The organism is Pseudomonas sp. PGPPP1 (genome assembly GCF_002255865.1).
Taxonomy (GTDB): domain Bacteria; phylum Pseudomonadota; class Gammaproteobacteria; order Pseudomonadales; family Pseudomonadaceae; genus Aquipseudomonas; species Aquipseudomonas cremoris.
Genome location: NZ_NKIG01000002.1, coordinates 87971 through 105220, shown reverse-complemented (window position 1 = coordinate 105220; position 17250 = coordinate 87971). Strand labels below are relative to the sequence as shown.

Below are 17250 nucleotides of genomic sequence, written 5' to 3'. Positions count from 1 at the left end.
GCAACCCCCCTGACTTGGAGTGATCGTGATGCCTGTTTCTACCGTGGCGGCCCTGCAAATCGGTTCCCTGCCTGGCGGCAAGGGCGAGACCTTGGCGCAAATCTTGAGCTATGAGGCAGAAATAACCCGCAGTGGCGCGCAGTTGGTGGTCATGCCCGAGGCGTTGCTGGGTGGCTATCCAAAGGGCGAAGGCTTCGGCACCCAACTGGGTTACCGTCTACCGGAAGGGCGCGAAGCCTTTGCCCGCTACTTTGCCAATGCCATCGACATCCCCGGCGCCGAGACCGACGCATTGGCCGGCCTGTCGGCACGCACCGGAGCGAGCCTGGTGCTGGGCGTGATCGAGCGCAGTGGCAACACGCTGTATTGCACGGTGCTGTATTTCGAGCCGTCAGGCGGTCTGGTGGCCAAGCATCGCAAGTTGATGCCCACCGGCACCGAGCGTCTGATCTGGGGCAAGGGCGATGGTTCGACCTTGCCGGTAATCGACTCGGCGGTAGGCCGTATCGGCGGCGCCGTGTGCTGGGAAAACATGATGCCGCTGCTGCGTACTGCCATGTATGCCAAAGGCGTGGAGATATGGTGCGCCCCCACCGTGGATGAGCGGGAAATGTGGCAGGTGAGCATGCGCCATGTCGCCCATGAGGGCCGCTGTTTTGTGGTGAGTGCATGCCAGGTGCAGGCCTCGCCCGCGGCGTTAGGCGTGGAGGTGGCGAATTGGCCAGCGGAACGCCCGTTGATTGCGGGGGGCAGTGTGATTGTCGGGCCCATGGGCGACATCCTGGCCGGGCCGTTGGTGGGAGAGGCAGGGTTGCTGACGACGCAGATCGATACCGACGACCTGGTGCGGGCGCGGTATGACTATGACGTGGTAGGGCACTATGCGCGGCCGGATGTGTTTGAGTTGGTAGTGGATGAGCGGGAAAAGCCCGGCGTTCGCTTCATCACTGATTAAACGCCGTTCAAAATGTGGGAGCTGGCTTGCCTGCGATAGCGGTGTGCCAGCTTGCACATCCATGGCTGATAGACCGCCATCGCAGGCAAGCCAGCTCCCACATTGGATTTTTATGGTTTGGGGGATTTGGATTTTAGCCATTGCTCACGGGTCATCTCCCAAGTGTCCCGTGGGAAGGTGCCTTCAACAAACTCGCCTTCATCCGTCCTTACCAACCGCATCCCCTCACGCTCGGAGATCCGTCGCGAACCCAGGTTGGGGGCTGCCTTGGGCACACGCAATACCGGGCGTTCGAGCACGCCAAACCAGTAATCGGTCACCGCCGCACTGGCCTCGGTCATCAGCCCCAGGCCCTGCCATTGCGGGCCCAGCCAAAAACCACGGTTGTCGTCCACGGTATCCGACAGGCAGACGTTGCCGATCAACACCTCAGGTGCGCTCTTAAGGCGGATCGACCAATGCCATTCTTCACCGCGCGCCATGGCCGGCAATGCGACGTGCTCCAGATAGCTGCGCGCGCCGTCGGCCGGGTAGGGCCAAGGCACCACGGCGTTGAGGTAGCGCACTACTTCCCAATGGGGAAATTGCTGCTGGGTGGCCTCGGCATCGTCCAGGGTCAGTGGGCGCAGGATCAGTCGCTCGGTGTACAGCGTCGGTTGCATGGCGTTCACCAGGTGGCAGTGTTGGGCAGGTCCAGGGTGCCACGGTCGACAAAGCGCATGGTGCCAAACAGGCCACCGGCCAGTTTGCCGCGCAGTACGTAGGGCAGGTTGTTCAGGCTTTGTGTCTGGCTCAGGCCCAGGGTCTGGCGTAACACAGAGAACGCAGAAACGCTGACTGGCACCGTCAGCACCGCCTCGGAAAAACGTGGGATGGAGCCGCTTTGATCACTTACCCCCGACGCCAACGGCCGGCCATTGACGTCCAGGTCCATGGCCACGCCGTTGTAGTCGATGGCCGTTTCATTGGGGTTTTGCACCCGCAGTTTCACGGCAAAACGCACTTCCAGGTCCTGGCTTTGCAGAGGCTCGATGCCCACCACCGTGATATTTACCGGGTCGCGGTTGGGGAACAGCGCGCAGGCGCTCAAGGTCAGCAGCAGTAGCGATAGAACCATGAGCTTGCGCATATAAAAGGTGCTCCTATTTCGTGACGTCCGGGTCCTGCATCACTTTGAGGGTAGAGGACTCCGGATCAAATTCATCTTCTTCCAGCTCTATGAACTCTTCCGGCAGGAAAATGTTCAGCAAGATTGCACAGAACGCGCCCACGGTGATCGGCGATTCAAAGATGTTGTGCAGCGCCTTGGGCAGGTCACGCAGCACTTCCGGCACGGCAGCGACGCCCAGGCCCATGCCGAGGGAGATCGCTACGATCAGCACATTGCGCCGATGCAGCCCGGCTTCGGCGAGAATCTTGATTCCCGCCACGGCCACGGTGCCGAACATGATCAGGGTGGCACCGCCCAGTACCGGCTTGGGCATCAGTTGCAGCACTGCGCCGATCATCGGGAACAGCCCCAGCAGCACCAGCAGGCCAGCGATGAAGTACGCCACGTAACGGCTGGCCACGCCGGTCAACTGGATCACGCCGTTGTTCTGGGCGAAGGTCACCATCGGCAAGCTGTTGAAGGTCGCGGCCATTGCCGAATTAAGGCCGTCAGCCAACAAGCCCGACTTGATGCGCTTGATATAAAGCGGGCCCTTGACCGGCTGCTGGGAAATCATCGAGTTGGCCGTCAGGTCACCGGCCGCTTCCAACGGCGAAATCAGGAAGATCACCGCCACCGGGATAAACGCCACCCAGTCGAACGAGAAGCCGTACTTGAACGGCACCGGCACGCTGATCAACGGCACGTGGGGCAGCGCTGCCATGTCGACGCGGCCCATCAACCAGGCCACGACGAAGCCCAGGGTCAGGCCGATCACGATCGAGCCCAAGCGCAGGAACGGGTTGTTGAAACGGTTAAGAACCACAATGGTCAGCAGCACCAGCGCCGCCAGGCCCATATTGCTTGCAGCACCCAGGTCGCTGGCACCGAAGCCGCCGGCCATGTCGGTGACGGCCACCTTGATCAGCGACAAGCCCATCAAGGTGATGATGGTGCCGGTGACCACGGGAGTGATGAGCTTGCGCAGTTTGCCGATGAACTGGCTGAGCACCACTTCGATAAACGCCGCAAAAAAGCAGATACCAAAGATCGTCGAAAGGATCTCGTCGGTGCCGCCGCCGCGCGCCTTGACCATGAAGCCCGCGCTGAGGATCACGCTGATAAACGAAAAGCTGGTGCCTTGCAGGCACAACAGCCCCGAGCCGATAGGCCCGAACTTGCGCGCCTGCACAAAAGTACCCAGCCCCGACACGAACAGCGCCATGCTCACCAAGTAGGGCACTTCGCTTTCCAGGCCGAGTACGCCGCCAACAATCAGGGTGGGCGTGATGATGCCGACGAAACTGGCGAGCACGTGCTGCAGCGCTGCAAAAATTGCTGCGGTGAAGTGCGGGCGGTCTTCCAAGCCGTAGATCAGATCGGATTTATAGCGGGGGCGGGGGGCTTGAGCGTCAGACAAAATGCGGGCTCGGGTCAGAAATGGGAGGCGCAGGATGCCAGAAAGCGCCGATCGTCAGAAGTGTAAAAAAATATTTATGAGCGCCCTGCGCTAAACCGCAGCCCCTGCCGATATTGGATATAGGCCCACACTCCAACGACAACAGTGGTGCCAAAGGTCAGTCCGGCGCGTTGCCACCGGCTGATCGTTTCGCGGCAGGGACGCTCGCAAACACTACTTCTGAGAGCATCCCCTATGTCCCTCCGTCATCTGAATATTGCCCCGCGTGCGTTTCTCGGCTTCGCATTCATCGCGTTGTTAGTGGTTTTACTGGGGGTGTTTGCGGTCAACCGCATGACGCAGATACGGCAATCTTCGATAGACATGAGTGCGAACCAGGTGCCCAGCGTCACCTACCTGGGCACTATCACAGAGAACGTGCTGCGCTTGCGCATCCTGTCGTTCCGCGTACTGGTTAATCGCGAGCCTGCTGGCCTGCAAGAAGCCGAAATCCGCATGGGCGTGCTGGCCGATAAAGTGAAGACCGCCCAGGCCGGTTACGCAGCACTGCCTGCGGGTCCGGAGGAGGCGGCGCTGTACAAGACGTTTGTCAGTACGTTGGACAACTACCTCAAGGCCCAGTCCGAGATGCTAGCCCTCTCCAAGCAAGGCAAGGTCGAGGACATGCGCAGTCTTATCAACACCCGCATCAAGGATGGCACCGACTTGATGGGCGAGCAGTTGAACAAGCTGATCGCCATCAACGCGGCGGATGCCAAGGATGCCGACGCTGAAGCTGGCGAAAGCTATCAAGGCGCAATCACTGGTGTCATCGTCGTGTCGGTTGCTGCAGCATTACTGACGGTATTGTTGGCCTGGTTGTTGACCCGCAGCATCGTTACGCCATTGCGCAAAGCCGTGGAAGTGGCGCAGACCATTGCCGGTGGCAACTTGAGCAAAGTCATCGAAGACGACGGCAAGGATGAGCCCGCGCGCCTGCTCATCGCCCTGGCCGCGATGCAAGCCAACCTGCGCCAGACCATCCAGCACATCGCCGGCTCGGCCACGCAGTTGGCGTCTGCCGCCGAAGAGTTGAGTGCGGTCACGGAGGAGGCCTCCAAAGGTCTGCAACAACAAAACAACGAAATCGACCAGGCCGCCACAGCCGTCAACGAAATGACCGCTGCAGTGGAAGAAGTGGCGCGTAACGCTGTGTCCACTTCCGAGGCGTCTGGCCAGTCCAACCAGGCCGCACGCGAAGGCCGCGACCGGGTAGTGGAAACGGTCGGCGCGATCCAGACCATGACCCAGGATGTGCAAAACACCGCCGTGCTGATCGAAGGCCTGGCCACGCAGGGCCGTGATATTGGCAAGGTGTTGGACGTAATCCGCGCGATTGCCGAACAGACCAACCTGTTGGCGCTTAACGCAGCCATTGAAGCAGCCCGCGCCGGTGAAGCGGGGCGTGGTTTTGCGGTCGTCGCAGACGAAGTGCGAGCCCTGGCCCATCGCACCGCGCAGTCGACCCAGGAAATCGAGAAGATGGTTGCCGGCATCCAAAATGGTACCGGTGAGGCGGTTCAGTCCATGCAACAGAGCAACCTGCGCACCCAGAACACCCTGGAAATGGCCCGCGCTGCTGGTGTGGCGCTGGAGCAGATTACCCAGTCGATCAGTTTGATCAACGAACGCAACCTGGTGATCGCCAGCGCATCTGAAGAACAGGCGCAGGTGTCCCGTGAAGTGGACCGCAACCTGGTGAACATCCGCGACCTGGCCACCCAGTCAGCCGCGGGTGCCAACCAGACCAGTGCGGCCAGCCATGAGCTGTCGCGCCTGGCGGTGGATTTGAATGGGATGGTGGCGAGGTTCGTTATCTAACCATCACCACACAAAACCCCCTGTGGGAGCTGGCTTGCCTGCGATAGCAACCTGTCAGTCAATGCATCATTGGCTGATTCACCGCTATCGCAGGCAAGCCAGCTCCCACAGTTTTTTCAGCGGTGTGTCAGGGTTACTGAGTCCAGGCTGCTGGGTTCACCAGGTTTTGCGGCTTTTCCCCGGCCAACGCCTGCAATAGATTATCCACCGCACACTTCGCCATCGCCTCCCGCGTTTCATGGGTTGCCGAGCCGATATGCGGTGTGGCGACCACGTTGTTCAAGCGCAACAACGGTGAGTCGTGATTCAGCGGTTCACGCTCAAACACGTCCAACCCCGCCGCGCGAATGGTGCGTTGTTGCAGGGCCTCGACCAGCGCCGCCTCATCCACCACCTTGCCCCGCGAGATGTTGATAAAGATCGTCTCGGGGCCCATGAGCGCAAACTCCTCGGCGCCGATCAACTTCTCGGTTTCAGCCGTCAACGGCAACGTCAGGCACACAAAGTCGGCCTCTTGCAGCAACGCGTTCAGGCTGCGGTACTGCGCACCAAAGCGTTTTTCCACCAACGGCTTGGGCGAATGGCTGTGGTAGATCACCGGCATGCCAAAGCCAAAGTGCCCACGCTGGGCCAGCGCTTCACCGATACGCCCCATGCCGATGATGCCCAGGGTCTTGCCGTGCACGTCAGTGCCGAAATGCGAGGGGCCGATGTTTTTGCTCCATTGGCCGGCACGCACCATGTCGGCCAGTTCCACCACGCGGCGGGCAGTGGCCAGGATCAGCGCAAAGCCGGTGTCGGCGGTGGTTTCGGTGAGTACGTCCGGAGTGTTGCTGAGCAGAATGCCGCGCTCGGTCAGGTAGTCGATATCGTAGTTGTCGACCCCCACGGACACGCTGGCCACTGCCTCCAGTTGCGGCGCCAGGTCAAGCAACTTGGCGTCCAGGCGCAGGCTGGCGCCCAACAGGCCGTGGGCACCGGGCAGGGCCTCGCGCAGCTTGGCCAGGCCGCTTTCGTCCAGCGCCTCGATCAACGTGACGTCCGCCTGTTCATGCAGGCGAGCCATCAGCGGCGCGGAGAGTTTCTTGTACAACACGACAGACTTTTTCATGCGGTCTTGACCTTCAATTCGAGGGTGGGCGTCGGCGAGCGGTCGCTGGCGCCGGGCTTGAGGAAAATGGTCAGCACCACCGACAGCAGCAGCGCGCCGCTCATTAATAAGTAGGAAGCGCCGGGCGAGCCGGTGCTGCTGTTGAGGTAGCCCACGAGGTAGGAGCCGCCGAACGAACCGAGGGCACCCATGCTGTTGATCAGCGCCATGGCGCCTCCGGCAACGTTGGCGGGCAGGATTTCTGGAACGATGGCGAAAAACGGGCCGTAGGGTGCATACATGCAGGCCCCGGCGATCACCAGTAGGGTGTAGGACCACCAAAAGTGTTCAGCCCCGAGCGCGTAGGAGCCATAGAACGCAATGGACGCGATCAGCAACGGCGGCCACACAAAGCGCTTGCGCTTCTGCAGCTTGTCCGAGCCCCAAGACACCACGAGCATGCCGATCACCGCCGCCAGATACGGCAGCGCCGACAGCCAGCCTGCTTCGACCATGTCCATCTTCAACCCGGCCTTGAGGATTGATGGCAGCCACAGCACAAAGCCGTACACGCCGATGCTCCAGCAAAAGAACTGCAACGCCAGCACGATCACCTTGGGCGAGCGGAAGGCCTCGGCGTAGTTTTTAACCGCCTTGATGCCCACCTGTTCGGCAGCCAATGCGCTTTCCAGCGCGGATTTTTCGTCGTCGCTTAGCCACTTGGCGTCCTTGGGACGTTCATCTGCCAATTTCCACCAGATAAACGCCCACAGCACGGCGGGCAGGCCTTCGATGATAAACATCCAGCGCCAGCTGAAATGCTGCACCAGATAGCCCGACACCACCGACATCCACAGCATGGTCACCGGGTTGCCGAGGATCAGGAAGGTATTGGCACGCGAGCGTTCGGCGCGGGTGAACCAGTGGCACAGGTACACCAGCATCGCCGGCATGACCGCCGCTTCGACCACGCCGAGCATGAAGCGAATCACGATCAGCATATAGGCGTTGGATACCACGCCGGTGAGGGTGGCCAGGCCGCCCCACAGGATCAGGCTGACGAAAATCAGCTTCTTGACGCTGCGCTTCTGCGCATAGATCGCCCCTGGCACCTGGAAGAAAAAGTAACCGAGGAAAAACAGCGCCCCCAGCAGCGACGACATGCCGGGGGTGATCATCAGGTCTTCGGCCATTCCTGAGGCGGCGGCGAAGCCATAATTGGCGCGGTCCAGGTACGCCAGGCTGTAGGTGATAAAAACGATGGGCATGATGTACCACCAACGGCGGGTGGCGAGTTTCACGGTTTCCATGGGGTTGCTCCTGAGCTTGTTGTAGTTGTGGCAACAGGTAGTGGGTTATGCGACGTTGGTGGTGGGTAATTCCCGGCGAGTGGGCAAACCCTCCATGTCCCCGCGGCTTTGCACGGCGCGGCTGCCGATCCAGTTGCCGCGCTGTACGGCTTCGGGGAAGCTGGCGCTTTCCAGCAGCGCACTGATCATGCCTACCGCAAAGCCATCGCCGGCGCCGACGGTGTCGACCACTTTGTCCACGCGGACTGCGGCGACATAGCCTTGATCCATCTGGGTGCGGTAATAAGCGCCATCCGGACCGAGTTTTATCGCGACGGCCTCGGCACCCTGGTCGAGGTAAAACGCGGCGATATCGGCCGGGTCATCAAAACCGGTGAGCAAACGGCCTTCACCCAGGCCTGGCAAGACCCAGTCGGCGTGGGCGGCGAGGGCGTTGATTTCGCGAATCATTGTCTGCTGGTTGGCCCACAGCGACGGGCGCAGGTTCGGGTCGAACGATACGCTGCGCCCGGCCTTGCGCATTTGCGTCATCAATTCGGTGGACAGCTCACGAGTAGCCTCGGACAACGCGGGCGGAATGCCAGTGGCATGCAGGTGGCGGGCGTTGAGCAGCGCCGGGCTGATCGCCGCGATAGACAAATGACTGGCCGCCGAACCCTTGCGAAAGTATTCCACCTGGGGATCAGCGCCAGCCTCTTCGCGGGACTTGAGCTGGAAGCCGGTGGGATGCAACGGATCGACTGCCACATGCCGGCAATCCAGGCCTTCCTTTTGCAACGTGTCGATCACAAAGCGCCCAAGGGAATCATTGCCCACTCGGCTCAGCCAGGTGACGTTAAAACCCAGCCGCGACAAGCCAATGGCAACATTGCTGTCAGCACCCGCAATACGTTTATGAAACTGTGCAACGTGGGCCAGATCGCCCGTTTGCTCGGCGACAAACATCGCCATGGTTTCACCGAACGACAGGATATCGATCTCAGACATGAGCGTTCTCCACACGTGGCTGGCCCAAGCGGGCGAGGGTGTCGACCTGCTGCGCGGTGACCTCCACCAGGTCATCGCCTTGCAACGGGAATTCCACTGCCCGGGTAATCCCTTGAGTCATGTGCTTGAGCAGTTGTTCCCACAGATGCAGGTCGGTGGCGCCAGGCGGTAGCGCGACCAATTTGCCGTCTGCACGCCTGGCCACGGCCTTGCAGTGCAGATAGTCAACGTGTCGGCCCAGCAGGCGCGCGGCGGTGAGGGCGGATTGGTCTTGCCACTGCCAGTTGCCGATATCGAACGTCATCTTCACGGGTAGGCCCAGGCGTTCCACTTCAGTGAAAAAACGCTGCATCGGTTCAATGCGTCCGCCGTGCAGGGTCTGGTCGTTTTCTACCAGCAGTTGCACCGGGTGTTGGGCGAGCAGGGCATGCAGGCTTTCCAGGTCGTTTGTGTCGGTAAAGTAGCCGAGGGAGACTTTTAGCCAACGGGCACCAAAGGCCTGGGCGCGGTCCAGGGTAGCGGCGAGTTCGGCATTGGGTTGCGCGCGGCCGGCCACCCACAGCTCCAGGGGCGATGAAAACACCGATTCCAACTGGTGTTGCGCAGCGGCCTGGGCCAGTTCGGCCGGGCGCTCGGTGGTCAGTAATTCTTCACGCCACTCGATGCGCTGGGCGCCGGCGGCCTTGAGCAGCTCGACAAAACTGAGTTGGCCTTGCTGGCGAACCACGTCGGCGCCGTAGCTGGAAAGACTGATAGACACGGGGTATTTATGCATTGTTATTTACCTCTGAAACCGGTTTCATTTTTGTGCGTGATTCAAAACCTGAGGGCAAGCCCGCTCACTACTTGGTTAGGGCTCCCACAACGGTTTGTGTTGAACCCCGGATAATCAATTGGGGCAGGAAATCTAGAGTGCGCGTCGGTTCAGTATCGCCGCGCAGGCGCTTGAGCAAACAGTCGAAGGCTGTGGCGCCAATGGCCTCGGTAGGTTGGGCGAGGGCGGTGATACCCGTGCCCACCAGCGGGTACCAATCCAGGTCATCCAAGGCGATCAGGCCGACATCTTCAAACAGGTTGCAGCCCAGGTCTTTGAGTGCGCGAGTACAGGCCAATGCTGCAACACCGTTGGCGCAGAACACCGCCTTGGGGCCGGTTTTGGCCAGGAAGCGTTGCAGGTGGTGTTCCAGTTCGGCGTTCAACTCCAACACGGCGCCGGCCAGCTGCGGGCGGCTGGTAATTTCATGCTTAAAGCTTTCAATACGTTCCAACCGCGAACTGGTGCCATCGGTCGCTTCACTCACCAGCAACACTTCGCGATAACCCTGTTGTTGCAGATGCTCCACCGCCATGCGCACAGCCGCCGGGTTATCCAGACCCACCAAGTCGCTGTGCAGCGGCTCGACCTTGCGGTCTACCAGCACCAGAGGCATTTCCCGTTGCAGTTCCAGCAATTGGTCCAAGTGATGACCGAGCGTATTCACGATCAACCCTTCGATGTTGTACGAGCGCAGCGCAGCCAAGTGCTGGCGCTCTTGCTCGTCATCACGGTCGGTGTTGCATACCACCAGGCTGTAGCCGTGCTGGCGGCAGGCGGTTTCGACGCCGTGCATCACGGCAATGGAATAGGGGTTGCGAATATCGGCCACCAGCATGCCAATCAAGCGCGTGCGCCCACGTTTGAGGCCGCGGGCCATTTGGTTGGGACGATAGCCGAGCTGTTCGATGGCGTGTTCGATGCGCAAGGCAATCGCATCGGAGAGCAGGGCGCGGTCGTCGCCGATAAACCGCGAAACACTGGCCTTGGAGACGCCGGCGTGGCGGGCCACATCAAGCATGGTCACGCGGCTGCGTTGGGCGACGGAGAAGGAAGTCATGTGGCCTGGCCTTTCTTATTGGAAGTATGAAACCGGTTTCAGAAGACACCAGATCAAAAAATTCGTCAAGGTGCGTTTCGTCAGGTGCACAAGCCATCTGTGATTTCTGACAGTTACGCCTTGCCGGGCATGCTGCTTAACCTGTGTAGCAATCCCCTGGGAGATGTTCAGATGACCATCGTCTTTTTTGACCCACTGAAGCAACCGGGTTGGGATAACCCCAATCTGAAACCCGCGCTTTTTCCCCAGGCGCTCAACAGCGTCGATGACCTGCTGTACAGCCCCTATTTGATCAACGCGGGTGAACTGTTGCTCATGTGTGCTCTGTGGGACGGTCCGCGGGACCACGACCTTTTGCTATGTGAGGTGCAGCCAGCGGGGACTTCATTCTGGATCCGACTGTACGACACCTATTTTGAGACAGCGCCCACGGCTCCCTCGGTAGCGGTCAAGATCCCACTGAGCGTCTTGGCGCACGGCAGCTTTGGCCTGCGGTTCAAGGTGCGCTCGGGGGATGACGGTGACTACCGCAACTTTTCCCAAGAGAGCCGCATGGACCTGGACTTTTACGCGCCGTATCAGGATGTCGCTGGCTCGACCCAGCCCCCCGAGGCCGACTACCCAGCGGAGCTGCCTGCGGGTGTCGATATCAACCAAGCCACCCTCGATACCAACCCTGGAGGCTTTAACTTTGTGATCCGCAGTCACATAGCATGGGCGGCAGGAGATGCCATCACCGGTATCTGGTTCAGCACCGTTGCACCCCTTGGGAGCGAGCCTTCCCTGGATAGCTTGCCGCTGGACGCAGTACCTACAACCTTCAATTTGCCAGTCCGAGCGTTTGAAGGACTGCCCAATGGTTTCTATCGCTTTTATTACCAACTGACGGACTTTGCCGGGAACAAGAGCTTGATCTCGGTGGCACTATCGGGCCGTAATTTCCAGCGTTAGGCCGCACACCTGCTAAAGCGTCTTACTTGGCTGAACGCCGCGTCACTCGCCGCCTTCGGATAAGTCTTACTTATTCAGGCCTCAATGAATTGTACCGTCGAGCCCTCTTTAACCCCCGGCACTTCGCCTATGGACAGAGGGTCACATCATGTCGACACTGTTTCGTTTCAAGCCATCCCCTTTATCCCTGGCAATCAAAGTGCCGACGCTGACCTTGTTGTTGGCTGGCGCAATGCCCGCACAGGCCCTGCCACAGATCGTCAATCCAGGTGACACCTACACCATTGAGGCGGGTGATCCTACCCATGATTGGATGGTGCTCTCTGGTGCGAACCTGATCGTCAACGGCGCCTCGGCGGGTTCTATCAGCAGCAGTGGCGCCGCCATCACCGTCAACGCTGGCAGTACTGTCGGGCCGATCCGCGCACAGGACGGTTCTACGGTCGACCTCGCCGGTGCCGAGGTTACTGCAACAGCGCCAGGCAGTGTCGCGATGGAACTCACCAATGGCACAGCAACCATTGCAGGCAGCCGCATTCAAAGCAGCTCCAGCATCGGGTTGATGCTCAATCGGGCCGCAGGCAGCCTTGGCGGTTCCCGTGCGAATGTGTTTGGCAGTGAGATTTATGGTGCCCTGGCGGGTGCATCAGTCAGTCAATTGAGTGAGTTGCACCTCACCGATTCGTGGGTCCAGGGTACTGCGACGGGTAGCACCGGCTTGCTCCTGGCCCATGGCGCCGCCTTCGCCGAGGGAAGCACCCTCATAGGGGAGCAGAACGGCGTGCGCATGACGGGAGTCGCTGGCAGTACCGGTGGCGCCTCGTTGGTGCTGGACGGCTCTACCGTTCAAGGAGAATCGGGCGCGGCCATTGTCGTGGCTGGCGCGCCAGGACGCGACCCCCAAGCCACTATCCAGGTCAACAACGGTTCCAGGCTGATCGGGGGCAATGGCAACCTGCTGGAGGTCACCGGCAGTGCCACCGCCAATATGACGGTCGATAACAGCCACCTACAGGGCGATGTAATCGTCGAGGCGGGCAGCACGGCCAATTTGAGCCTTCAGAACCGCTCGTCCTTGATTGGCGCCTTGTTGAATGTGAATGAGCTGAGTATCGGCGACCAATCCAGCTGGACCCTGACCGGCAACAGCCTGGTGGGTGCCATGACCCTGGCCGGCGGTACGGTAAAGTTCGGCGAGTCGGACGCCTTCTACCAACTCAATGCCGACTCACTCAGCGGCAATGGCACGTTCATCATGGGCGCCGATTTCGCCCGTGGCCTGAACGACTTCCTGAACATTGCAGGCAACGCCAGCGGTAACCATGACGTGCTGATCGCTGCCAGTGGCACTGAGCCTGTTTCCCCTGGCGATGTGCATATCGTGCATACCGGTGGCGGTGATGCGCAGTTCGCACTATTGGGTGGTTCGGTGGATATCGGCGCCTGGTCCTACGGCCTCAAGCAGGTAGGTAACGACTGGTTCCTGGACCCCAATCAGCGGGTCATCAGCCCCGGCACACGCTCGGTGTTGGGCCTGTTCAATGCCACGCCGACGGCCTGGTATGGCGAAGCCACTTCGCTGCGCACCCGTATGGGTGAACTGCGCCACAACGACGGCCAGGCGGGCGGTTGGATTCGCAGCTATGGCAACAAATATGCGGTGGAAGGTGCCAACGGTGTGGGCTACAAACAGCTGCAACACGGGTTTTCCCTGGGTGCCGATACGTCCCTGAACAACGGCACCCCCTGGCTGGTGGGCGTCATGGCAGGGCACAGCACCTCCGACCTCGATATGGCCCGCGGCACCACCGGTACGATCAAAAGCTATTACGCGGGCCTCTATGCAACGTGGCTGGATACCGACACCGGCTTCTACTTCGACGGTGTGATCAAGGCCAACCGTTTTGAAAGCAGCGCCAAGGTCGGCCTCAGCGATGGCAGCCAGGCCAAAGGCAGCTATGGCACCAACGCAGTCGGTGTCTCTGCCGAAATCGGCCAGCACCTCAAGCTCGATAACGACCTTTTCGTCGAACCCTTCGCCCAGGCTTCTGCGGTGGCCGTAGGGGGCAAGGACTATCGCCTGGACAACGGCATGCAAGCCAAGGGGCAGAACACCCATTCCTTGCAAGGCAAGGCGGGTGTGACCGTCGGGCTGGATATTGTGCTGGACGACGGCAGCTTGGTGCAGCCTTACCTGCGCACGGCGCTGGTACATGAGTTTGCGAAGAACAACCAGGTATCAATCAACAACCATAAATTCGACAACGACCTGTCCGGCTCGCGCGTCGACTTTGGCGCTGGCGTGGCGGTGTCCCTGTCTCAGCACCTGCAACTGCATGCCGATTTCGAGCATGCCAAGGGCGAGCGTGTGGATCAGCCGTGGGGTGCAAACGTAGGGGTGCGTTACAGCTTCTGATGGATAGAGCCCAAGGGCGTGGCACGGGCCGGCCACGCTCATGGGCCTGTTCAGGGCAGTTTGAAGGATACGGATTCCAGGTGAAGTGTCGAAGGCGAAGTCATTTGCACACGCAGTGAAGTCGTGCCTGTAGGCACCAGAACGTCTTGCTGGAACAGCGTGAATGAATCCGCCCCTGACATGTCGATACGCAACAGTTCATTGCCTAGGTCGTTTGTGTCAAACAGCCGCGCTACCCCGGATCCGGAGAAGGGTGTGCGGGCCAGCAAGCGGAACCTGTAGGTCTTGCCTTCCTCGACGAGGATGTCTTGGTACAGCGTGCCACCCAGGGTCACCTGACAGTAAGTCGAGATGATGGTGACCGTCCCCGGAGGCGCCAGAACAGTCCAGTCATTGAGTTGCTCATCGAATTCGGGGTTTTTAATCAGCTCCGGGTCCGGGGGTAACGTCACTTCCTCGAAATAAAACTCATCAAAACACACCTCGCCCGCGCTGCCGATCAGCCGCAGCGTGAGGTTACTCGTGCCCGCTGGCACGTCGTACGTGAGCTCCCGCTTTGCCCAAGGGTGAAACGCGGTATAGGCCCAATGCTGCGCGACCGCGGGGGGCTCAGGCTGGATCACCAGCTCGCCACTGCCCTTGAAAATGACTTGGGTGTAGAAGCGCAAACGGTACGAAGCCAGCGGCGTGACGCTGACGCTTTGCGACGCCTGGCCGGTGATGATTCGGCAGTAGTGGCGGGTGTAGTCGACGGTGCCTTCGGTGTTCCAGCCTTGGTCTTGTTGGCTGAAAGTGGGGTTGCGGACTGGCATGGGGTTGTCACTCGTTTAGCGCTGCTTCTGATGACCTCACCGCAGTGTGCTCATCGGTCTTTATCATGCCCGCCTCCAGCGCTATGACGAGTGCCTGCCAGCGGGTATGCACGCCAAATTTTCGACGAATATTGCAAAAGTGATAGTTCACGCCTGCTTCGGTGCAGTTGAGGATCTGACCAATCTCCCAGGATGATTTGCCCAGTGCGCACCAGTGGAGGATTTCGCGTTCTCGGGTGGATAATGACAGTGGCAGCACCTTGGCACTCATGTCGTGGGTGTGGGAAGGGCTGTAGCCTGGATCTGAGCGTGTTGTGAACATGGCTGGGGCCCCGATGATCCCTGGTGTTTTTCTTGGGAGATGGACAAGTCTTATAGCGTGATTTGGAGTGGTTGAAACCTGTGAAAAATAACAGGTTGATTGTGGCGTGATTCTCGCGTGCGGCCGAGAACGCTACCCCGACTAGCAGAGTTGCTAGTGTACCCAACGCATTATTTTGTGAATGATTAGAGGGGCAAAACAGGCGGTTATTTGTTTTATAACGATGCGTGTGGAGAACTGACATGGTTATGAAAAAAAGAAATGATCCTGGTAGTGCCAGAAAGCACTCAGGTTCATTTGTTCTTGAGCCGGCGATGGCGGATTTTATAAAAGAGGCGAATCAGAAAACTGCTCATGTTGTCGCAACGGGACTATATCTCAATCAGTTGGACCATGGTGAAACTTGGGTGGAATTTGAATACGGAGGTGACGACTCCATCTATGAGGTTTATATGGTTACTGACGTAACGCTGCCAGAGCCATCAATGCCAATTGTGGGGAGATGGTCTACCGAGTTGAATACATTTGTATACGAGGGGCTCCATAAAAATAGGACATACAGACTCAAGGTGACAGCCTTTCCAATCTTAGGCGGGGGGCCACGTGAGGCATTTTTTGAAGTTAAAACACGGGAGACCTTCAAGCCAATAGCGCCGAGCTTTTTTACTGAGTATGGCCAAACTGATACTCAGGTTTCCTTTTTTTGGAATGATGGCGTAGTTGAAATAGGGCGTCCTCGTTACGAATTGCGCCGAGACGGTCAGTTGCTGGATACTCCTTCTGCCCCGCCTTATACCGATACCAGCCCAGAACAAGGCAGAACACATCAGTATTGTATTCGTACCTTTGATGAGCAGTTTCATTTTTCTGATCCTACTTGTATTGAAGTCAGCTTTCGGGATTTTACTGACCCCACCAAACCCACAGACCTGCGCATCTCCAACGTTGGCGCAATCATCAGCTGGGATCCGTCTTACGACAGCTCTAGGGATATTACTTATCACGTTGATCAGGGTGTCGGCGTTGAATTGGGAACCACCAAGGAGACCCAGTTCGCAGTGACAGATCTTGAACCGGGTGTTCGGTATACCTTCGGAGTCCGGGCTGTTGACGCGACGGGGAACTCGTCCGACCGCGAAACCATCCAATACCCTCCTATAGGAATCCCGTTCAAGCGCTAGGTTGCACCGTCAAGCCATTGCCTCAATGAATCCCGATGCGTCTGCATCGGGATTTTTTTTGCATGTGGCCATGCCTCCCTTTCCTCAGGGCGCCTTTGTAGGCAATTTCCGACAGCTATTGGTTGATGCGGCTGTAGGTTTGTTCGCCTGAAGCGTTGGGAAATTCAACATCTCTGCTGCCGAAAAAAAACCAGAATTCATATTTCTTGGGATTAGTCCTACGTCCATGTCGGACTATGCCTATGCGTGCGTTCCAAAAAATATCAGAAGATGCGCCCCGTTGAAACGCAATGACCTCCCGGAAGTTGTTCAACGTTCCAGTGCCGAACTTTTGTCAGTGTGGCTAAAGTGTGCACTCTTACTTAACTGTTATTTGATGGTGAAATAAATGTTCAAGCAATTCGCAATGACGTCTTCGGTACTGGCGCTGGCAATCGCTTCTTCGGCGGCTATGGCAACTCCACAGACTCATGATGTTCAGGTATTCGCTGACATCCCAAGCACTGATTTTTATGTGCAACCTGTTGATCACGGCACTGTAACTATGCCTCAACAGTTGATCTGGAATGATGCCGCTCAGAAACTGGATAGCACTACCCGTAACTTCAAGGCCAAAAGCTCTGCTGCGGGCGCTACTGGCAACCCCGCCATTACCGCCACCTTGCAGGATCCGGTTGGCATGACTGCAGGTAGCGAGTCCATCGATCTGAACATTAGCTTCAATGGTGTAACTCTTATTAAAGATACCGCTGTGTCGGTAGTTGCCGCTGACGCTGCAGTGACTGAAATCATTGCCCCTATGCAAATCACCCCGGTTGAGCCAGCGGGCGGCTACAAAGAAGGTAACTATACCGGTGTTGTGCGTGTGATGTTCGACGCTTCTTGATAGTCGTTAAATAATAAAACTAAGTCAGTGTTTTTA

At 58.7% G+C, this 17250-nt stretch carries 16 protein-coding genes; 6 read left to right on the top strand and 10 right to left on the bottom strand.

Annotated features, from left to right (window positions below):
- Positions 1-28: 28 nt before the first annotated feature.
- A complete protein-coding gene (locus CFE47_RS05060) occupies positions 29-955 on the top strand; it encodes a carbon-nitrogen hydrolase family protein (protein WP_286835778.1) in 927 nt (308 codons plus the stop codon).
- Between the two features lie 110 nt (positions 956-1065).
- On the opposite strand, the gene CFE47_RS05055 is transcribed toward CFE47_RS05060, so the two are convergent.
- Genes CFE47_RS05055 through CFE47_RS05045 form a run of 3 tightly spaced genes read right to left on the bottom strand, consistent with a single transcriptional unit; the run spans position 1066 to position 3525 of the window.
- Entirely contained in the window at positions 1066-1617 is a 552-nt protein-coding gene (locus CFE47_RS05055; protein ID WP_286835777.1) for a GNAT family N-acetyltransferase, read from the bottom strand.
- Between the two features lie 5 nt (positions 1618-1622).
- Complete coding sequence (locus CFE47_RS05050; RefSeq protein WP_286835776.1) at positions 1623-2084, bottom strand: LEA/WHy family protein; 462 nt, start codon at positions 2082-2084, stop codon at positions 1623-1625.
- A gap of 13 nt (positions 2085-2097) precedes the next feature.
- Positions 2098-3525: a nucleobase:cation symporter-2 family protein gene (locus CFE47_RS05045; protein WP_286835775.1), complete on the bottom strand. Its 1428-nt coding sequence runs from the start codon at positions 3523-3525 to the stop codon at positions 2098-2100.
- Positions 3526-3759: 234 nt separating this feature from the next.
- Between CFE47_RS05045 and CFE47_RS05040 the strand changes: the two genes are divergently transcribed.
- Positions 3760-5385 carry a methyl-accepting chemotaxis protein gene (locus CFE47_RS05040; RefSeq protein ID WP_286835774.1) on the top strand — a complete coding sequence of 542 codons (1626 nt, stop codon included), beginning with the start codon at positions 3760-3762 and terminating at the stop codon, positions 5383-5385.
- Between the two features lie 133 nt (positions 5386-5518).
- On the opposite strand, the gene CFE47_RS05035 is transcribed toward CFE47_RS05040, so the two are convergent.
- From CFE47_RS05035 to CFE47_RS05015, 5 genes are all read right to left on the bottom strand, one after another.
- The gene (locus tag CFE47_RS05035) at positions 5519-6496 is read right to left on the bottom strand and encodes a 2-hydroxyacid dehydrogenase (protein WP_286835773.1); all 978 of its coding nucleotides are present in this window, start codon (positions 6494-6496) and stop codon (positions 5519-5521) included.
- Positions 6493-7785, bottom strand: coding sequence for an MFS transporter (locus tag CFE47_RS05030; protein ID WP_286835772.1), 1293 nt, complete (start codon positions 7783-7785; stop codon positions 6493-6495). Before CFE47_RS05030 ends, CFE47_RS05035 begins: the two co-directional genes overlap by 4 nt.
- 45 nt (positions 7786-7830) lie before the next feature.
- Positions 7831-8772 (bottom strand): sugar kinase, encoded by a 942-nt coding sequence (locus CFE47_RS05025; protein ID WP_286835771.1) that lies wholly within the window; start codon positions 8770-8772, stop codon positions 7831-7833.
- Positions 8765-9547, bottom strand: coding sequence for a sugar phosphate isomerase/epimerase family protein (locus CFE47_RS05020; protein WP_286835770.1), 783 nt, complete (start codon positions 9545-9547; stop codon positions 8765-8767). Before CFE47_RS05020 ends, CFE47_RS05025 begins: the two co-directional genes overlap by 8 nt.
- Before the next feature lie 67 nt (positions 9548-9614).
- On the bottom strand, positions 9615-10646 hold the full coding sequence (locus tag CFE47_RS05015) for a LacI family DNA-binding transcriptional regulator (protein WP_286835769.1): 1032 nt from the start codon (positions 10644-10646) through the stop codon (positions 9615-9617).
- 171 nt (positions 10647-10817) lie between these two features.
- Between CFE47_RS05015 and CFE47_RS05010 the strand changes: the two genes are divergently transcribed.
- Positions 10818-11597, top strand: coding sequence for a hypothetical protein (locus CFE47_RS05010; protein ID WP_286835768.1), 780 nt, complete (start codon positions 10818-10820; stop codon positions 11595-11597).
- A gap of 148 nt (positions 11598-11745) precedes the next feature.
- A complete protein-coding gene (locus CFE47_RS05005; RefSeq protein ID WP_286835767.1) occupies positions 11746-14013 on the top strand; it encodes an autotransporter outer membrane beta-barrel domain-containing protein in 2268 nt (755 codons plus the stop codon).
- Between the two features lie 50 nt (positions 14014-14063).
- On the opposite strand, the gene CFE47_RS05000 is transcribed toward CFE47_RS05005, so the two are convergent.
- Positions 14064-14825: a hypothetical protein gene (locus CFE47_RS05000; protein ID WP_286835766.1), complete on the bottom strand. Its 762-nt coding sequence runs from the start codon at positions 14823-14825 to the stop codon at positions 14064-14066.
- Between the two features lie 7 nt (positions 14826-14832).
- A complete protein-coding gene (locus CFE47_RS04995) occupies positions 14833-15147 on the bottom strand; it encodes a helix-turn-helix transcriptional regulator (RefSeq protein WP_286835765.1) in 315 nt (104 codons plus the stop codon).
- Between the two features lie 242 nt (positions 15148-15389).
- Between CFE47_RS04995 and CFE47_RS04990 the strand changes: the two genes are divergently transcribed.
- Positions 15390-16328, top strand: a complete 939-nt coding sequence (locus CFE47_RS04990) for a fibronectin type III domain-containing protein (protein ID WP_286835764.1) — start codon at positions 15390-15392, stop codon at positions 16326-16328.
- Positions 16329-16716: 388 nt separating this feature from the next.
- On the top strand, positions 16717-17214 hold the full coding sequence (locus CFE47_RS04985; RefSeq protein ID WP_286835763.1) for a CS1 type fimbrial major subunit: 498 nt from the start codon (positions 16717-16719) through the stop codon (positions 17212-17214).
- The last annotated feature ends 36 nt before the right edge of the window (positions 17215-17250 follow it).